At 71.8% G+C, this 18,562-nt stretch carries 13 protein-coding genes and 2 tRNA genes; 6 read left to right on the forward strand and 9 right to left on the reverse strand.

Going from position 1 to position 18,562, the window contains the following annotated elements; translation table 11 throughout:
- Positions 1-49: 49 nt before the first annotated feature.
- The gene (locus ABD784_RS05710; protein WP_344881155.1) at positions 50-1,897 is read right to left on the reverse strand and encodes an asparagine synthase-related protein; all 1,848 of its coding nucleotides are present in this window, start codon (positions 1,895-1,897) and stop codon (positions 50-52) included.
- A gap of 225 nt (positions 1,898-2,122) precedes the next feature.
- Here ABD784_RS05710 and ABD784_RS05715 point away from each other — a divergent pair, with 225 nt between their 5' ends.
- Positions 2,123-3,778: an FAD-dependent oxidoreductase gene (locus ABD784_RS05715; RefSeq protein WP_344881158.1), complete on the forward strand. Its 1,656-nt coding sequence runs from the start codon at positions 2,123-2,125 to the stop codon at positions 3,776-3,778.
- 65 nt (positions 3,779-3,843) lie between these two features.
- On the opposite strand, the gene ABD784_RS05720 is transcribed toward ABD784_RS05715, so the two are convergent.
- Both ABD784_RS05720 and ABD784_RS05725 read right to left on the reverse strand, forming a co-directional pair.
- Positions 3,844-3,917, reverse strand: a tRNA-Thr gene (locus tag ABD784_RS05720).
- Between the two features lie 132 nt (positions 3,918-4,049).
- Complete coding sequence (locus ABD784_RS05725; RefSeq protein ID WP_344881161.1) at positions 4,050-4,928, reverse strand: DsbA family protein; 879 nt, start codon at positions 4,926-4,928, stop codon at positions 4,050-4,052.
- Positions 4,929-5,040: 112 nt separating this feature from the next.
- On the opposite strand from ABD784_RS05725, the gene ABD784_RS05730 reads away from it, so the two are divergent.
- The 3 genes from ABD784_RS05730 to ABD784_RS05740 all read left to right on the forward strand — a co-directional run bounded on the left by ABD784_RS05730 (position 5,041) and on the right by ABD784_RS05740 (position 8,499).
- Positions 5,041-6,576: an alpha,alpha-trehalose-phosphate synthase (UDP-forming) gene (locus tag ABD784_RS05730; RefSeq protein WP_344881164.1), complete on the forward strand. Its 1,536-nt coding sequence runs from the start codon at positions 5,041-5,043 to the stop codon at positions 6,574-6,576.
- Between the two features lies 1 nt (position 6,577).
- Entirely contained in the window at positions 6,578-7,417 is an 840-nt protein-coding gene (otsB, locus tag ABD784_RS05735) for a trehalose-phosphatase (protein ID WP_344881167.1), read from the forward strand.
- A gap of 68 nt (positions 7,418-7,485) precedes the next feature.
- A complete protein-coding gene (locus ABD784_RS05740) occupies positions 7,486-8,499 on the forward strand; it encodes an ABC transporter ATP-binding protein (protein WP_344881170.1) in 1,014 nt (337 codons plus the stop codon).
- Positions 8,500-8,723: 224 nt separating this feature from the next.
- On the opposite strand, the gene ABD784_RS05745 is transcribed toward ABD784_RS05740, so the two are convergent.
- From ABD784_RS05745 to ABD784_RS05760, 4 genes are read right to left on the reverse strand one after another with little or no spacing between them, the layout of a single operon-like run.
- Positions 8,724-10,670, reverse strand: a complete 1,947-nt coding sequence (locus tag ABD784_RS05745; RefSeq protein ID WP_344881173.1) for a glycoside hydrolase family 13 protein — start codon at positions 10,668-10,670, stop codon at positions 8,724-8,726.
- Positions 10,671-10,673: 3 nt separating this feature from the next.
- Positions 10,674-11,585 carry a sugar ABC transporter permease gene (locus ABD784_RS05750; RefSeq protein ID WP_344881176.1) on the reverse strand — a complete coding sequence of 304 codons (912 nt, stop codon included), beginning with the start codon at positions 11,583-11,585 and terminating at the stop codon, positions 10,674-10,676.
- Complete coding sequence (locus ABD784_RS05755; protein ID WP_344881179.1) at positions 11,585-13,195, reverse strand: ABC transporter permease subunit; 1,611 nt, start codon at positions 13,193-13,195, stop codon at positions 11,585-11,587. The genes ABD784_RS05750 and ABD784_RS05755 overlap by 1 nt, the downstream gene beginning before the upstream one ends.
- Before the next feature lie 9 nt (positions 13,196-13,204).
- Positions 13,205-14,494 carry a sugar ABC transporter substrate-binding protein gene (locus tag ABD784_RS05760; RefSeq protein WP_344881182.1) on the reverse strand — a complete coding sequence of 430 codons (1,290 nt, stop codon included), beginning with the start codon at positions 14,492-14,494 and terminating at the stop codon, positions 13,205-13,207.
- A gap of 199 nt (positions 14,495-14,693) precedes the next feature.
- On the opposite strand from ABD784_RS05760, the gene ABD784_RS05765 reads away from it, so the two are divergent.
- Together ABD784_RS05765 and ABD784_RS05770 are read left to right on the forward strand one after the other, a co-directional pair.
- Complete coding sequence (locus ABD784_RS05765; protein WP_344881186.1) at positions 14,694-16,493, forward strand: glycoside hydrolase family 13 protein; 1,800 nt, start codon at positions 14,694-14,696, stop codon at positions 16,491-16,493.
- A gap of 56 nt (positions 16,494-16,549) precedes the next feature.
- Positions 16,550-17,569 carry a LacI family DNA-binding transcriptional regulator gene (locus ABD784_RS05770; RefSeq protein ID WP_344881189.1) on the forward strand — a complete coding sequence of 340 codons (1,020 nt, stop codon included), beginning with the start codon at positions 16,550-16,552 and terminating at the stop codon, positions 17,567-17,569.
- Between the two features lie 109 nt (positions 17,570-17,678).
- On the opposite strand, the gene ABD784_RS05775 is transcribed toward ABD784_RS05770, so the two are convergent.
- Both ABD784_RS05775 and ABD784_RS05780 read right to left on the reverse strand, forming a co-directional pair.
- Positions 17,679-17,755: transfer RNA gene (locus ABD784_RS05775), tRNA-Pro, on the reverse strand.
- A 175-nt stretch (positions 17,756-17,930) separates the two neighbouring features.
- Positions 17,931-18,437: an SRPBCC family protein gene (locus ABD784_RS05780; RefSeq protein WP_344881192.1), complete on the reverse strand. Its 507-nt coding sequence runs from the start codon at positions 18,435-18,437 to the stop codon at positions 17,931-17,933.
- Between the last annotated feature and the right edge of the window lie 125 nt (positions 18,438-18,562).

The raw sequence follows: 18,562 nt of genomic DNA on the forward strand, positions 1-18,562 counted from the left end.
GGCCGGCGGGTGGCACGCTCCCCCAGGGGCCGGTCAGTCGCTCAGTCGCTCAGTCGCTCAGCGTCCTCCATCCGCCCTCGAGCCACAGGTCCGCCAGCAGGACCCTCCACAGCCGCAGCCGCATGCTGCGCGCGGGCGGCAGATCCGGGTAGGGGGCCATGGCCTCGGCGATGGGCTTCTCGATCAGTCTCCGCACGACGTCCCGGGTCTCGTCCCCGAGCAGCGGCTCGAGGACGGCGTACCGGGGGCTGGCGAGGAGATACCGTGCGACCGAGCGGAACGGGTCGCCCGCGTACTCCTGGAACGCGGGACGGTCCACGGCCGCGGGGCGGACCACCGTGCCGGTGTAGGGCGGCGCCACGGCCATCCGCTCCTCGTAGTGCGGCCCGGAGACGCCCTCCATGGGCTGCGTCAGCTCGAACCGGAAGCGGCCGTCCGCGGGCGTCGGCACCCGGACCGCCTCCGGCCAGATGCGCTCCACGGCGAGGAACGCCGCGATGTTGCGCATCCGGTTCAGCGCCGGCAGGACGTCGGCCACCGCGGCGACCTGGGAGTCCAGGAACGGGTACATCAGCTGGCTGATGCGGTCCACCTGGATGTTGTGCGGCTGCAGGTAGCGGCTGGAGCGGATGTCCCGGGCGTACATGTAGAGGTACTCCAGGTTGCTCGTCCCGTGGACGCTGGCCATCCAGGCCGCCACGGTGTCCCGGGTCTGCGCGTTCAGCTCCGGGTTGAGCATGCGCGCGTCGACGCCGAAGAGCTTGGCGCGGACCTCGTCCAGCGTGTTCCGCCCGGATTTGTCGAGCACGCCCTTGAAGAGGGGCCACTGGCCGGCCGCGAGCATCTCGCGGTCGTGCATCGGCGCTGCCGCCGCGTAGGGGGCGGTCAGCGCCTCCGACGGCAGGAAGCCCTGCGACTCGAAGATGGAGCGGCGCATGGACTCGATGAAGCCCTCGTCGTCGGTCAGCTCCGGGTAGACCACCTGGTGCGGGACGCCGGCGCGCTGGGCGAGGATCGCCGCGACGGCGGCATCCGGCGAGGTCTGCCCGCCCTGGGTGACCGTGGAGATCTCCAGGACCGGGTGCTCGCGGAGCAGCCCGAGGATGATGCGGCTGTCCAGCCCGCCGCTCAGTCGCAGCTGGACGGTGTCCGAGTAGCGGCGGTCGACGCAGCGGCGGGTCGCGGCCCGGAACGCCTCGGCGAGCTCGGCGGCTCCGGTGTGGCGCTCGTTCTCCTGCTCCACCAGCTCGACCCGGTCCGCCACGGGTGCGGGGCCGAGGCCGATCCGGCCGTCCACCACGGCGAGCGTGCTGCGCGGCTCGAGGGTCGTGACGCCCTTGAAGGGCGTGGCGCCGCTGATCGAGAAGCCGAAGTTCAGGTACTCGGGCAGGTACCGCTCGGTGTCGAGCTGGACGCGGGACAGGTCGCCGTCGTTCATCGCCAGGGCGATGAGCAGCGGGCGATTGGACACGTACGTGTAGTCGGCGTCCTGCGCGTAGTGGACGGCCTCGACGGTCGGCACCGTGTTCCACGCGAAGAGCCGCTCGGTGCTCTTGTCGCCGATCATGGCCATGTAGGTGCCCCAGACGGGCTCGGAGTAGCGCAGCTGGCCGGCGCCCGAGGACATCGCCCGCCACAGTGGGGTCGCCGTCCGCGGCGAGGAGCTCGCGGCCCAGCGGCCCTTGAGCGTGTAGAAGACGTCGGTCTCGCCGTCGGCGGTCCACTGGGCGACGGCGCCGCCGTTGATGCTGAGGTCCGGCCGGACGGTCGGCTCCGCCCGGTAGCGCGGGCCGAGCCGCGGCCGGGCCGCGTCGGCCACGGAGGCGAGCAGGGGTTCGAGCGGGCGGTGGGAAGGTGCTTCCGGGCCGCGCGGGATGACGGCGAGTGTGAGGGCCATGCTGCACAATCTACTGAGCGGCGCGGCCGCCAGCCAGCAGGCCGCGGTGCCCGGGCGGCGTGGCGCGCCCGCCGCCTCGTCCCCGCCGGCCGGGTGCCGGGGCGCCGGAGAACTCCCCGCCGATTCCCAGCTCAGCGCTAGAACCCCACCTGTTCGTCGGCGTACGCTCGGTCACAGGTCACGCCCACGTGTTCTGCCACGAGTCGATTCGGAGGGGAGCCCGCCATGACAACACCCGACGCGTCCACACCCGAGAGCACCTCGCTCTGGCTGTCGCGGGCGACCGCGGCGCACGGGGCGCGCAGCTCCACCGGCCCCGACCCGGTTCACCCCGAGCCGTTCGAACCGGATGCGGAGTACGACGCCGTGGTGGTCGGGGCCGGGATCACCGGCCTGACGACGGCGCTGCTGCTCGCCCGCTCGGGCGTCACCGTGGCGGTCCTCGAGGCCCGGCACGTCGGTGCCGTCACCACCGGGCACACCACCGGCAAGGTCAGCCTGCTGCAGGGCACCACCCTGTCCGGCCTGCAGCGGAAGACCAGCGCCGAGGTCGTGCAGGCGTACGTCGACGCGAACCGGGAGGGCCAGGCGTGGCTGACCCGCTACCTGGACGAGCACGAGGTCCCCTACCAGCGGCGCCCCGCCTACACGTACGCGACCACCCCGTCCGGGCTCGAGTCGCTGGAACCCGAGCTCCACGCCGCGCGCGACGCCGGCCTCGACGTCCACTTCACCGAGAACGTGGGGCTGCCCTTCGCGACCGCCGGTGCACTCCGCCTGGACGGCCAGGCGCAGATCGACCCGCTGCCGGTCCTGGTGGCGCTGGCCGCGGACCTGCGGGCGCACGGCGGCGTCCTGATCGAGGGGGTGCGGGTGCGCGACGTCGACGCCCCGCGGGCCGCCGGCGAGCGCGTGACGCTGACGACGTCGCTGGGCCGGGTCCTCGCGGACCAGGTGGTCCTCGCGACGGGCACGCCGATCCTCAACCGGGGGCTGGACTTCGCCCGGCTGGAACCCCACCGCTCCCACGCGGCCGCGTACCGGCTGCCGGGCTCCGCACGGCCGCCGCAGGGAATGTACCTCTCGGTGGACCAGCCGAGCCGCACGCTGCGCACCGCACCGGATCCGCACGGCGGCGACGTCCTGGTGGTCGGCGGCAACGGCTACCCCGTCGGCCGCAGCGCCTCCCCCGCCGCCCTCGCGGACGAACTCCACGACTGGACGCGCCAGCAGTTCGCGGGGGCGGAGCGCACCCACCGCTGGTCCGCGCAGGACTACCGGGCCACGGGCCTGGCCCCGATCGTGGGCGCGCTGCCTGGCAGCGGCCGGCGCATCCACGTGGCGACCGGCTTCAACAAGTGGGGCCTGACCAACGGCGTCGCCGCCGCGCTGTCGCTCTCCTCGCACATCCTGGGCGGGCGGACCGACTGGGCCGAGACCCTGTACGACCATGCGCCCACGCTCGGCGGCATCGCCGACGCGCTGAGGATCAACGCCAAGGTCGCCGCGCACCTGGCCTCCGGATGGGTCTCCGCCGAGACGTCCCGGTCCGAGGAGAACCGCACCGAGGGTGCCGCCGCGCGTCCGGTCGATCCAGCGGAGGCCCCGGCGGACCGCTCCCCGGCGTCCCGCGCCCCGGGGGCCGGCGGTCTGCCTCCGGAGGGGCAGGGCGTGGTGCACCGCCAGGGCATGGCGCCGGTGGCGGTCGCCAAGATCGGGGGCCGGGTCTGCCGGGTCTCGGCCGTGTGCACCCACCTGGGCGGCGTCCTCGACTGGAACGACGCCGAGCGCACCTGGGACTGCCCGTTGCACGGCTCGCGCTTCACGCCGGACGGCGAGGTGCTCGAGGGTCCGGCGACGCGGGACCTGCCCTCCCGCTGACTCCGCGGACGCGAAGGGCCGCCGCCTCCGGAACGGAGACGGCGGCCCTTCGTGCTTCAGTCGCGAGCCCCCTGCCGGATTCGAACCGGCGACCCTCTGTTTACAAGACAGATGCTCTGGCCAGCTGAGCTAAGGGGGCGGGATGGGTGCCGCGCCGCGAGCGGCGGGCAGCCCGTCCAGATTAACCCACGGGGTACGACGGCGGCGAATCACCGCCGTCGTACCCCTGCGTCACGCTGCCGCTACGCGGCGGCGGGCTGAGGGCCGGGTGTCAGCCGAGGCGCTCGCCGACCCACGCGGCGAAGTCGGGCTGGCCCTGCATGTCCCACTCCTCGCCGTCGAGCCACACGCTCGGGGTGCCCGGGATGGCGTCGGCGACGGCCGCCTCGTGCGTGGCCTGGGCGAACGGGCGGTACGTGCCGGAGTCGATGCAGTCCTCCAGGCCCTCGGCCCCGTTCTCGGCGGCCAGCGCGGCCAGGCCGGCGTTGTCCAGCTCCTCCTCCTGCTGCGCCATGAGCGCGGAGGCGAAGTCCATGTAGGCCGTCGGCGCCTGATCGGCGACGCAGGCCAGGGCGTTGGCACCGCGCGAGGAGTAGTTCGTCGAGGAGTTGCCGTCCAGGAACGCGACGTTGCGGTACTCGAGCACGATGTCGCCGCTGGCGACCCACTCCTCGAGCTGGTCGCCGTACTGGCCCTCGAACTGCGCGCAGTGCGGGCAGTTCACGTCCACGTAGACGACCATCTCGGCGGGGCCGCTCTCGGCGGGCTCCTCACCGGCGACGCCGCGCGGTTCCGGGGCCGCCCCCTGCGGGAGCGGCTCCCCGATGTCATCGAGGCTGATGGTGCGCTCGCCGGTCAGCTCGGGGTCCACGGTGACCCCGCCCTCGCCGTCGGAGACCAGGACGATGCCGCCGTGCTCGTTGCCGCCCTGCGGGATCGGCCCCGACTCGGGGATCTCGGCGTTGCGGTTCTGGACGACGATCATGATCACGAGGGCCACGATGACCACCATGGCGCCCACGACGCCGAGCTTGACCAGCAGCGATTTGCGCTTGGCCTTGGCCTGCTCCTCCCCGTGGAGCCGGCGCGCCGCCTCGCGGGCGGACGAGCTCCGCTCGGCCTTGCTCGGTCGTTTCGGGGACTCAGCCATGCTGGGAACATCCTTATCTGTCGGCTGAAGGTTCGTGTGCTCCCGCCATATTAGTGGACGCTATAGGCTCGGGCATGACGGTGCTCTATCCAACCTAGTCGAGGAGAAACGCATGTCCGCTTCCGCCCAGGACCAGAACCCCGAGCAGTTCGACTTCGTCGTCGTCGCCAACCGTCTCCCGGTGGACCGGGTCGTGAACGACGACGGCGAGGCCTCGTGGAAGCGCTCGCCCGGCGGCCTGGTCACCGCGCTCGCGCCGGTCATGACCGCGGCCGACGGCGCCTGGGTGGGCTGGCACGGCGCCCCGGACGAGACCGTCGAGCCCTTCGAGCACGACGGCATCCAGATCGTCCCGGTCGAGCTCTCCGAGCGGGAGGTCAACCACTACTACGAGGGCTTCTCCAACTCGACGCTGTGGCCGCTGTACCACGATGTGATCGTCACCCCCGAGTACCACCGCGCGTGGTGGGACAGCTACCGGCGCGTCAACCAGCGCTTCGCGGACGCCACGGCGGCCGTCGCCGCCGAGGGCGCCACGGTGTGGGTGCAGGACTACCAGCTGCAGCTGGTCCCGAAGATGCTGCGGGCGGCCCGGCCGGACCTGCGCATCGGCTTCTTCAACCACATCCCCTTCCCGCCGGTCGAGATCTTCGCCCAGCTGCCCTGGCGCCACCGCGTGCTCGAGGGGCTGCTCGGCGCCGACCTGATCGGCTTCCAGCGCGCCTCGGACGCCTCCAACTTCATGGGCGCGGTCCGCCGGATCCTCGGCTTCACCATCCGCGGCCAGCAGGTCCACGTGCAGGACGAGGAGGGCAAGCTCACCCACATCTCGCGCGCCGAGGCCCATCCGATCTCGATCGACGCGCAGGCCGTCGCGAAGATGGCGAACGACCCGAAGGTCCAGGCCCGCGCCAAGGAGATCCGGCGCGGCCTGGGCAACCCGGACGTGGTGCTGCTCGGCGTGGACCGGCTGGACTACACCAAGGGCATCGGCCACCGGCTCAAGGCGTTCGACGAGCTGCTCGAGGACGGCCGGCTGGAGGTCGGCGGTGCGGCGCTGGTGCAGGTGGCGAGCCCGAGCCGCGAACGGGTGGAGAAGTACAAGGAGCTCAGGGACGAGATCGAGCTGACGGTGGGCCGCATCAACGGCCAGCACGACACCATGAGCCACACCGCCGTCCGGTACCTGCACCACTCCTACCCGTTCGAGGAGATGGTGGCGCTCTACCTGGCCTCCGACGTCATGCTGATCACCGCCCTGCGCGATGGCATGAACCTGGTCGCCAAGGAGTTCGTCGCCGCGCACGTGGACAGCCGGGGGGCCCTGATCCTCTCCGAGTTCGCCGGGGCCGCCGACCAGCTCAAGCACGCCCTGCTGGTCAACCCGCACGACATCGACGCGCTCAAGGAGCGCATCATCGAGGCGGTCCGGATGCCGACGACCGAGGCGCAGCGCCGGATGCGCATCATGCGCCGGCAGATCTCCACCAACGACGTCAACCGCTGGTCCCGCCGCTTCCTCAAGTCGCTCTCCGCGGACCCGGCGGAATCCGCGCACCGGACCGAGAACCGGACCACGGGCGCCGGTGACCGCGACCAGGAACCGGACAGCGCGCCCGAGCCGGACAGCGTCCACCAGGAGCACTGACATGCCGATCCCCGCCGAACTCGAGACCGCCGTCGCGGCCCTCGCCGACGTGCCGCACCTGCTCGTGGCGCTGGACTTCGACGGAACCCTGGCGCCGTTCGTCCCGCGCCCGGAGGACGCCCGGCCCCTCCCCGGCTCGGCTGCGGCCCTCGCGGCCCTCGCCCGCGGATCCGACGGCGCCTCGGCGGACGACGTGGCGGACGATGCGGCGGGCGCTGCGACGGGGAGCGCGGCCCGGCCCCGCCGGACGACGACGGCGCTGCTCTCCGGCCGTCACCTCTCCAGCCTGCGGGCCACGGCCACGCCGCCGGAGGCCACATGGCTGGTCGGCAGCCACGGGGCGGAGCGCTACAGTCCGGCCGCCGGGGAGGAACCGCTCACCCTGACCGAGGAGCAGGCCGCCGAGCTGGACCGCACCACGGGGGCGCTGCGTTCCGTGGCGGAGCGGTTCCCCGGCGCCCGGCTGGAGCACAAGCCCTCGGGCGTGGTCCTGCACGTCCGGCAGTGCTCGGAGGAGGACGGCGCGGCCGCTCTGGAGGCCGGGCGCACGGCGCTCGTCGGCCTCGACGTGAAGGTGACGGAGGGCAAGGCGGTCCTGGAGGCCGCCGTCGTCCGGGTGGACAAGGGCCTGGGCCTGGCCTGGCTGCGCGAGGGGACCGGCGCCGACGCGACCGTGTTCGTGGGCGACGACGTGACGGACGAGCACGGGTTCGCGGTGCTCGCCGCGGGCGACGTCGGCGTCAAGGTCGGCGAGGGCGCCACGGCCGCCGGGTACCGGCTGGAGTCGCTCGATGACGTGACGGAGTTTCTGGAACTGCTGCGGAGTATGCGAGACTTGTGACTACCCTCACACGAGGGCCCATTCACAACGGATCGTCCGGCACGTACCTGCCGGTGAAGGGATACACCATGGCTACGGTCACTTTCGACAACACCACCCGTCTCTACCCGGGCAGCACCACGCCCGCAGTGGACTCGCTGAACCTGGAGATCGCCGACGGCGAGTTCCTCGTCCTCGTCGGCCCCTCGGGCTGCGGCAAGTCCACCACGCTGCGCATGCTCGCCGGCCTGGAGGACGTCAACGCGGGCCGCATCCTCATCGGGGACCGCGACGTCACGGACGTCGCGCCCAAGGACCGGGACATCGCCATGGTGTTCCAGAACTACGCGCTCTACCCGCACATGTCGGTCGCCGACAACATGGGCTTCGCCCTGAAGATCGCCGGCGTGGACAAGGACGAGCGCCGCAAGCGCATCGAGGAGGCCGCCCGCCTGCTCGACCTCACGGACTACCTGGACCGCAAGCCGAAGGCCCTCTCCGGCGGCCAGCGCCAGCGCGTCGCCATGGGCCGCGCGATCGTCCGCTCGCCGCAGGTCTTCCTCATGGACGAGCCGCTGTCCAACCTGGACGCCAAGCTGCGTGTCCAGACGCGCACGCAGATCGCGTCCCTGACGCGCCGTCTCGGCGTCACCACGGTCTACGTCACGCACGACCAGGTGGAGGCCATGACCATGGGCGACCGCGTCGCCGTGCTCAAGGACGGCCTGCTGCAGCAGGTGGACACCCCCCGCAACCTGTACGACCGCCCGGCCAACGTCTTCGTCGCCGGCTTCATCGGCTCCCCGGCCATGAACCTCGTGGACGAGGGCACGCAGACGGTCGGCGTCCGCCCGGAGGACCTGAAGCTCGTGAGCGACTCGAGCGTCGGCGAGCACACCTGGGACGTCGTCGTGGACGTCGTCGAGGAGCTCGGCTCGGACGCCTTCGCCTACGGCCGCACGCAGATTTCCGGCAAGGAGCACCAGTTCGTGGTCCGTCTCGACGGCCGCGCGCAGGTCAGCATGGGCGAGACGCTGAAGGTCCATGCCCCGGAGGAGCGCCTGCACCGCTTCGACAACGCCTCCGGCAAGCGCATCGACTAGTCGCCGCGCCGCTCCGCGGCTCCGCACGGCTCGGGCCGGCCACCGTCACGGTGGCCGGCCCGAGCCGTTCCATACCCGATGGGTTCTGTACCCGATGACGAGCACGTTGGCGTCTGCGACCGTGTTCGGCGCCTGTTGCCGCGCGCCGAGTAGCCGCGCGCCGAGTAGCCGCGCGCCGAGTAGCCGCGCGCCGAGTAGCCGCGCGCCGAGTTGCCGAGCGCCGGCTACCGGACGCCCGGCAGGAGCCACACGGCCCCGCCCGGCCCGCCGGTCCCCTCGAGGCGGACCGTGTCGCCGTCCTGGACGGCCCCGGCACCGCTGCCGGCGTCGAGCGCGTGCTCCCACTCCCCCACCGGCGCCGTCGTGACGGACGGAAGCTCCAGCTCGACCCGGAAGGCCGCGCGTGACGCCACCACCAGCGCCGTCTGCTCGGCGTGCTCGCGGACGAAGACCAGGACGTCGCCCTCGGCGTGCAGCCACCGGATCCCGCCGTCCAGCAGGGCCGGGCTGTCGGCGCGCAGCGAGCCGAGCGCCCCGTAGAGCCCGCGCAGGTCCTCGCGGATCCGGCGTCGTGCGCTCTCCGGCGCCTCGAGCTCGCCCCAGGGCATCGGGGTGCGCGAGGCCTCGCCGTTCCACCCCGTCAACCCGAACTCGTCGCCCATGAAGACCATGGGGATCCCGGGCAGCGTGTACTGGAGCAGCACGCCGATGGCCTGGCCGCCGGGGAGCATGATCCCGGCGGCCCGGGCGGTGTCGTGCGTGTCCAGCGCGTTCATGTTGCACCGCCGGACCGTCCACGGGAACCCGGAGACGAAATCGAGGTGCGTCACCAGGAACGTCTCCGCCGGCTTCCGGTCCGTGGCCCCGGGCGGGACGCCGAAGAACCACGGCTCGCGCCCGGCGAGCGCCTCCGGCTCGTCCGCCAGCCAGTGCCAGAGCGGCCGGGTGAAGTTCGTGTACGTCATGGCGCCCTGCCACGTGTCGCCCTGGAAGTCCGGGGCCGCGTCGGACGTGGACTCGGCCAGCAGCAGGGCGTCCGGCTTGACCTCGGCGATGCGGTCGCGGATGAGGCCGGCGACCTCGTGGTTCAGGTCCTCCCGGCCCAGTCGGCCGGTCATGTTGCCCACGTCGATCCGCCACCCGTCGAGGTCGTAGGGCGGCTGGAGCCAGCGGGCCACCATCGAGTCGTCGTCGAGGACGAACCGCCGGCGCAGCGCCTCGGAGCGCCAGTTGAACTTGGGCAGCGAGTCCACGCCGAGCCAGGCCTCGTAGGTGCTGTGGTCGTCGCTGAAGTAGTAGAAGCCGGCCTCCTGCGAGCGCGGGTCCGCCAGTGCCGTCTGGAACCACTCGTGGGCGGCCCCGGAGTGGTTGGTCGTGAGATCGCCGAGGACCTTCAACCCGCGATCGTGCGCGGCCCGGACCAGCTCCACGAGTGCCTCGTCGCCGCCCAGGAGCGGGTCGACGCCGGAGAACGACGACGCGTCGTACCGGTGGTTGGACCGAGCCGGGAACATCGGCGTGAGGTAGAGGACCGTGGCGCCCAGCCGGACCAGGTGGTCGAGCCGTTCGGTGATCCCGGGGAGGTCCCCGCCGAAGAACTGGTACGGCGTCTGCGGGCCCTGGCCGATCACCTCCGTGGTGTCCCAGTCGCAGGCGATCGCCCACTCCGGCGTCGGATGCCGGTCGGCCTGGGGCGAGCGCGCGAAGCGGTCCGGGAACACCTGGTACATCACGGACCGGTGGGCCCAGTCGGGGGTCGTCCGGCCCGCGTGGGCGGCGAGGCGGAAGTCGTGGGCGTCGGTCACGTCGCGGTCCCAGAACCCGGCGGCGTTGAGCCAGTACGCCCGCCCTCCGGCCCGGACGAGCCAGCGGTACCGCTGGACGGGATTGACCACCGGCAGATCGGTCCCGTACCAGGTCCAGGACGACGACGGGCCGCCGCCGTCCAGGACGGCGGCGGCCTCGTAGTGGGGCTCGAAGTCCCGGAGGCTGCGCAGCCAGACCCCCTCGACCGGGCCCAGCGCCGCGCTCAGGGAGTCCGGGAGGCGCAGCCGCACCGGGACGCTCTCCCCCAGCGCCGGGAACAGGCTCCCGACGTGCAGCGCCGATCCGTCGTGGTGCGGCCACGAGCTGAGCGGGACGCGGGCGAACGGATCGGTGCTGCTGGTCATCGACTACCCCTTGACGCTTCCGGCCGTCAGGCCGGAGGTGATGTACCGCTGGAGGAACAGGAACAGGGCCATGACCGGGATGGCGGCGATGACGGCGCCCGCGGCGAACACGCCCCAGTTCTCGCTGCGCTGCTGGGCCACGTACGAGTACAGGCCCACGGCGAGCGTCTGCGAGTCGGGGTCGGTCAGCACCACGGAGGCGATCACGAACTCGCTCGAGATGCCGATGAACGCCAGCAGGCCGACCACCGCGAGGATGGGCGTCACCAGCGGCAGCACGATCCGGAAGAAGACCTGCGCGTGCGAGGCGCCGTCGATCCGGGCCGACTCGTCGAGGGACTTGGGGACGGTATTGAAGAACCCGTACATCAGATACGTGTTCACGCCGAGCGCCCCTCCCAGGTAGACCATGATCAATCCAAGCATGCTTCCGAGCCCGAGGAACGGAAAGATGTCGCCGATGAAGTTCAGCAGCAGGAAGATCGCGACGACGGCGAGCAGCTGCGGGAACATCTGCAGCAGCAGGAGCGCCAGCAGTCCCACCCGTCGTCCGTAGAAGCGCATGCGGGAGAAGGCGTAGGCGGCCAGGGCGCCGAGGAACACCGTGGCGCCACTGGCGACGACACCGATCACGAGGGTGTTGACGAACCAGCGGCCGAACGGGCGCTGCTCGTTGGAGAACAGCGCCTCGAAGTTGCCGAAGCCGATGTTCGTGAACAGGCTCGTCGCCCCGGCCATCGTGCCGGTGGGGTTCAGCGCGGCGGAGAGGACGTAGACCAGCGGGAAGATCGAGAAGAGCGTCGCCAGGGCGGCCACCAGGTGCCGCCACCCCTTCTCCCGGGCCCACCGGCCGAAGGACATCCTCGGTGCGGGGATCGCCGTGGCGGGTTCGCGTGCGGTGCTGTGCGTGGGCATCAGTTGATCTCCTCCAACGCCTTGGTCCGGTTGAAGCTGATCGTCGAGACGAGGGCCACCACGATGAAGATGATGATCGCCAGCGCGCTCGCCAGCCCGTAGTCGCGGCCCGTGCCGGTGCCGAAGGCGACCTTGTAGACCATCGTGATCAGGATGTCCGTGGCGCCGATGTCGAAGGTGGTGCCGGCGAACCGGGGCCCGCCGCCGGTGAGCATGTAGATGACGTTGAAGTTGTTGAAGTTGAACGCGAACGAGGAGATCAGCAGCGGCGCGAGCGAGACCAGCAGCAGCGGCAGCTTGATGGCGCTGAAGATGCGCCACGCGCCGGCGCCGTCCATGCGGGCGGCCTCCTCGACGTCCGGGGGCAGCGACTGCAGCGCCCCGGTGCAGACCAGGAACATGTACGGGTAGCCGAGCCAGAGGTTCACCAGGAGGACGGAGAACCGCGCCATCCAGGGGTCCGTGAGCCAGGCGATGTCGGCGCCGCCGAGCAGCGCGTTGTTGATGAACCCGAACTCCGGGTTCAGCAGGCCGGACCACACCAGCCCCGAGAGGAACGCGGGGAAGGCGTAGGGCAGGATCATGAGCACCCGGTAGATCCGCTTGCCCCGCAGGTCGGCCCGGTTGAACGCGATCGCCAGGAAGAGACCGAGCGCAAAGGTCGTCAGGACGGACAGGAAGGCGAAGGCGAAGGTCCAGAGCACCACCTGCAGGAGCGGGCCGCGCAGGTCCGGATCCGTGACGGCGCGTTCGAAGTTCTCGAAGCCGACGTTGATCTTCCAGCCGACCCCGAGCGTCTCCCCGGACTCCGCGCGGAACGTGCCCTCCCCGGAGTCGGAGTAGACCACGCCGGTCGTGGTGTTCGTGAACGTGTCGGCCGCGGCGTCGTACGTGAGACGGGGCTTGAACACGTAGGCCGTCGACCCGTCCTGGGTGCGCAGCGTCCCGTCCTCGAGGTCCTCGCTGAGCGGGACCACGAGCTCGGCCACGTCGGCCTGCCGGTTCAGCAGGTCGGCGAACTGGAGGGTCTCGTACCCCTCGACCGCGACGGCCTTGCCGGTGCCGTCCCGCTCGACGGGTTCCTCGACGGGCTCGAGCGGCTGCTCGGGCCCGCCGAGGCTGACCTGGCCGGTCGGGTCGGTGACGAGCAGGAAGAGCTCGTCGCCGTCCTCGACCACGGTGGCCGCGTACTGCGGTGAATCCGGCACGCGCTCCAGCGCCGAGAGCTGGATGGCGTGGATGGCGTCCTCCTTGGTGGAGTTGTGCCCGTCGCCGTAGTTCGTGAACGCGATGTAGGTGGAGTAGAACATCACGAACACCTGGAACACGAGGAGGAAGATCAGGCCCGGGGCCAGGTACTTGGCCGGGAGCCTCCTCTTCCCGAGGTAGATCCAGTTGACGGCCAGCGTCACCACCAGGCTGATGCCGAAGACCACCCACTCCTCGCTCACCGCGAGCTGGAACAGGCCGTAGGCGGCCGCCGCGTCGACGAGGCCCAGCAGGATGATCTTGGCCAGGATTCCGATCAGCCCGTCGGGGCCGCGGGAGACGCGCCGAGGCGCTCCCGCGGCCGGACGGACGGCCCCCGTGGGGGTCGATTCACCGCGCACGCTCTAGTCCTAGCTGTCGAACTTGGCTTCGATGGACTTGCACATCTCTTCCCACGCCGCCGCCGGGTCGGCGACGCCGCCCTTGATCAGGGCGAGCTCGGTGGCGCCCCAGTCGGCCCAGACGGCCTGCATCTCGGGGGCCGCCGGCATCGGCACGCCGTCGGCGCCGATCTCGCCGAAGGCGGCGACGACCGGGTCGGAGGCCGCCTGCTCGAAGGCGGACGTCAGGGCCGGCGGGCGGCCTCCCTGCTCGAACAGCGCCTGCTGCGCCGACTCGGCGCTGAGGTAGTTCACGACGAACTCGTTGGCGGCCAGCTGGTTCTTGCTGTGCGCGGAGACGAAGAAGCCGTTGACGCCGATGAACGGCTGCGCGTCCTCGGAACCGGCCTGGGGCAGCGGGTCGACGGCGAACTCGATGCCCGCCTCCTCGATGGCCGGGATGTTCCAGGGACCGGTGAGGAAGTACGGCGAGGCGCCGGCGGCGAACTTCTCCTTGGCGATGTCGCCGGTGATGTTGGAGTTGAAGACGCCGGTGCCCTGATCGCCGTGGTCGGCGAGGAACTGGGCGAACTCCTTGCCGCCGTCGTTGTTCATGGCGAGCTTGCTGACGTCGTAGGAGCCGTCCTCGCCGCGCTCGAAGACCGGGGCGCCGAACGAGGTCTGCAGCGGGTACGCGTGGTAGGGGTCGGCCTGCTTGGGGTCCAGCCCCACCAGGAAGGGGAACTCGGCGTCGCCGGAGTCGACCGCGGCCTGCCCGGCCGCGACCACGTCGGCGAAGTCCTCGTGCGCCTCGCCCACCAGGGCCGTGTTCCGGACCAGGGCGATGTTCTCCACGCTGTAGGGAACGCCGTAGGTCTGGCCCTCGTAGGTCATCGCCTCGACGGAGGCCTCGCTGAAGTCGCCGGCCTTGTCGCCGAGCTGGACGGGTGCCACGACGCCGTTCTGCACCAGGGTGCCCAGCCAGTCGTGCGGGCCGACGAGGACGTCGGGGCCCTTGCCGGTCGGCGCCTGGGTGATGAAGTCGTCGCGCACGGCGGCGAAGTCCTTGACCACGAGGTCGACGGCGATGCCCTTGTCGGACTCGAACTGCGCCGCGATCTCCTCGAGGGCCGGCGCGCGCTCGGCGTCGGTCCACATGGTCAGCGTGGTGCTGCCGGCCGCGGGGGACCCGGAGGCCGCCGTCGTCTCCGCCGGCTCCGAGCTGCCGCCGCCGCAGGCGGAGAGCGCCAGGACGGCCGAGACGCCCAGCGCCCCGAGTGCCGCCGAGCGGCGGCTGATGGTACGAGTGTGCACCTTCATGGGTGAGCTCCTTGTTGGTCGATTCCGCATCCCCGTTGGCGCGTCGACGCGGGAGGCCCGCTCGGCACGAAGTGATGCAAGACACGAGTGTAAGCGCTTACATGACGTTCGTCCAGCGTTCCACAAATATGCCTGTACCGGTCGGGGACATCGGGGTAAGCGCTTCCAGACAACGGGCAATGCCGCTACCATGGGCGGCATGACCACCGCCGCATCCCTGCCGCCCGCCCTCGCCGCCGAACGTCCCGTCCACGCGGCCTCCGCGCGGGACGAGTGGTGGCGCCGCGCCGTGATCTACCAGGTCTATCCCCGCTCCTTCCGCGACGCCGACGGCGACGGCATGGGCGACCTGCGCGGTATCACCGCGGAGCTCCGCCACGTCGCCGACCTCGGCGTGGACGCCGTCTGGCTCTCGCCGTTCTTCCGATCGCCGCAGCGCGACGCCGGCTACGACGTGTCCGACTACTGCGACGTCGATCCGCTCTTCGGCACGCTCGACGACTTCGACGACCTCGTCGCCGAGGCCGACCGCCTGGGGCTGCGGATCATCGTGGACCTGGTGCCCAATCACTGCTCGGACCAGCACCCCCTGTTCCAGGCGGCGCTGGCGGGCGGACCCGGCGCCCTGCCCCGGGCGCTGTTCCACTTCCGCAATGGCCGCGGCGAGCACGGCGAGCTGCCCCCGAACAACTGGCAGTCCCACTTCGGCGGGTCCGCCTGGACCCGGGTGACGGAGCCGGACGGCTCCCCCGGGCAGTGGTACCTGCACCTCTTCGACTCCTCGCAGCCCGACTTCAACTGGGACCACCCGGACGTGCGCGCCGAGTTCGAGCGGATCCTGCGGTTCTGGCTGGACCGGGGCGCCGGCGGGTTCCGCGTCGACGTCGCGCACGCCCTCATCAAGGAGCCGGACCTGCCGGACTGGCACGGCCGTCCCGACGGGCGCCCGGTGGAGGGCTACCCGTTCTCGGACGCGCCGATGTTCGGCCGGGCCGGCGTCCACGAGGTCTTCCGCGAGTGGCGCCGGGTCCTGGAGGAGTACGACGGCGAGCGGATCCTCTGCGGCGAGGCGAATGCCCACCCCGTGGAGACGATGGCGCACTGGGTCCGCCGGGACGAGATGCACCAGACGTTCAACTTCGACTACCTGGGCATGGGCTGGGGCGCGGCCTCGTTCAAGGGAACGGTCGAGCGCTCCCTGCGCGCGTTCGACGCCGTGGGCGCGCCGACCACGTGGGTGCTCTCCAATCACGACACCTCCCGGCACACCACCCGCTTCGGACTGGGCGCCGCCGGGCACGTGGGCGACGGCGTCGCACCCGGCGCGCACCGCCCCGACGAGGAGCTCGGTCTGCGCCGGGCCCGGGCGGCGACGCTCTTCACCCTCGGCCTGCCCGGGGGGATGTACCTCTACCAGGGCGAGGAGCTCGGCCTGCCCGACCACCTCGACCTCCCGGCCGAGGCGCGTCAGGATCCGACCTTCCTCCGCACCGGCGGCGAGCGGATCGGCCGCGACGGCTGCCGCGTGCCGCTGCCCTGGCGGGCGGACGCCGCGAGCTTCGGGTTCAGCACGGCGCCGGGCTCGTCCGACGGCGGCGGCCGCGCCGAGCCCTGGCTGCCCCAGCCGGAGGCCTGGGCCGGGTACGCCCGGGACGCCCAGAGCGGACGCCGGGACTCGACGCTCGAGCTCTACCGGGCGGCCCTGCGCGAGCGCGCGGGACGGGGGCTCGGGCTCGGCGGACTCGCCTGGCTCGAGCCGACCGACGGCCCCGCCGACGCGGACGTGGCGGCCTACCGGAACGGGAGCACCGTCGTGGTGCTGAACACGGGCACCGGGCCGGTGCCGCTGCCGGCCGGGCGCCTCCTGCTCGAGAGCGTCCCCGGCGCCGTGGCCGAGGGCGCGCTCGCCCCGGACGCCACCGTCTGGCTGGAGGTGCCGGCCTCCGCCGAGGCCGCCGCCGGGACCGGCCCCGCGGACCGTGCGGGCGCCGGTGGCTGAGCCGCGCGCGGGCGCCGCGGCCGCAGTGGCCCGGGCAGGATGGAAGAATACGGTCGATGGCTGGAATTAAAGATGTCGCCCTCCGGGCAGGAGTCTCCGCAGCGACGGTCTCCCGCGCCCTGAGCGGGAACGGGAAGGTCTCCCCCGGCACGCGCGCGCGGGTGCAGCAGGCGGCCGAGGAACTCGGCTACGTGGTCTCCTTCAACGCGTCCTCGCTGGCCTCCGGCCGGAGCCGGAACATCGGCGTGGTGGTGCCGACGGTGAGCCGCTGGTTCTTCTCCACGGTCCTCGAGGGCATCGCCGGCGAGCTGATCAATGCCGGCTACGACCTCACCCTCTACGACACGGGCGGCCAGGAGCAGCACCGGGCGTCCGTGTTCTCCGATCTGCTGCTGCGCAAGCGGCTCGACGCGGTCATCACCGTCACCCTCAAGCTCAGCGACGACGAGGTCCGCCAGCTCGCCTCGGTGGACAAGCCCGTCGTCGCCATCGGCGGTTTCATCCCGGACATCGCGACCATCCGCGTGGACGACTTCAACACGACGACGCTCCTCACGGAGCACCTCATCGAGCTCGGCCACACGCGGATCGCGTTCCTCGGCGGCTCGGAGGAGTTCGACGTCGACTTCAAGCTGACCACGGCGCGGCAGGACGGCTTCGAGTACGCCCTCGACCAGGCGAATCTGGAGGTGCGGCCCGAGTGGCTGCTCGCCGCGAACTTCACCACCGAGGGCGCCTACCGGAAGATCCGCAGTCTGCTCTCCATGCCCCGGGAGCGGCCCACCGCCGTGGTGTGCGCCTCGGACGAGATGGCCTTCGGCGCGCTCATGGCGGCCCGGGACTCGGGGATCGACGTTCCGGGGGAGCTCTCCGTGGTCGGCATGGACGGGCACGACCTGAGTGAGCTGTTCGGGCTGACCACGTTCAGCCAGGATGCCCGCAGCCAGGGTATCTGGGCCGTGCGGAAGATCCTGGAGCTCCTGGGCGAGCGGGCCCTGGAACGGGATCCGACCGACGGGTTCTATCCCACCGAGTTCGTCGTGCGCTCGACGACCGCTCCCCCGGCCCGGCCCTAGCCGCCCCGCGCCCCTGAGCCGGCCGGGGCTGTGTTCACCGGCCGCCCTCAGGAGGGTGCAGACAAAAGGCGAGGGCCGACTCCGTGGAGTCGGCCCTCGCCTTTGCTAGTGGTCGGGGTGACAGGATTTGAACCTGCGACCTCCTCGTCCCGAACGAGGCGCGCTACCAAGCTGCGCTACACCCCGGTGCGTTAGCAACCTCCAATAGCTTACTCATTCTCGGCGCATTCTCATAATCGGCGGCCCTCCCTGTGGTGCCCGGCACACAGTGACCTCGGGAGCCCGGTGGAGCGCGGTCCGCGCGCACGGAGCGTCTCTGCTGCACGCGGATCGGCCACCGCGCCGCCGCGGCCGTGGCCCGTCAGCGGCCGGAGCCCATGAACCGCCCATAGGCGTCCAGGACGTCGCTCCAGTAGCCGGAGGCGGCGTACTGCGCCTCCCCTGCCCGTCCGGCGGCCCAGCCGCCGTGCTCGAGCCGTACCTCGGTCCCTGCGTCGCCGGCGTCGACGCCGCCGGCGTCGACGAAGCGAAGGGCGAGATGGCTCGGAGGTGCCTGCTCGTGGAGGTGGAGGAGACGCAGCTCGAGCAGTCCGGGAGGCTCGGCCCGGACCAGTTCGGCCCAGGCGTGCGCCTCTCCGGCGTCGTTCTCCTCCTGGAGCCCGTCCCGATCGAGGCTGAAGTGGCTTCCGGCCCCGAGGCGGGAGTGCCGGTCCGCCGGCCACCAGAGGTGGATGTACTCGGTGAAGCCCTCGAAGGCGTGCTCGGCGTCGACGGGGACGCGCACGGCTGCAGTCCTGGCGGGGAGGGGCGCGGTACCCGCTGTCTCGTCGTCGGGTTCCTGGGGCGCATGGGAGAAGAGGCCGGTCATGCCCCCACGATACTGCGGTGCCGAAGGCGCCCGGGTCGGTGTGTTAAACAGGTCAGGCCCCCGCGTTGGCGGGGGCCTGGCTGTAATGGTTGTCCGGCGGCGACCTACTCTCCCACACCCTCCCG

It is taken from the genome of Zhihengliuella alba, from assembly GCF_039538765.1.
Taxonomy (GTDB): Bacteria; Actinomycetota; Actinomycetes; order Actinomycetales; family Micrococcaceae; genus Zhihengliuella; species Zhihengliuella alba.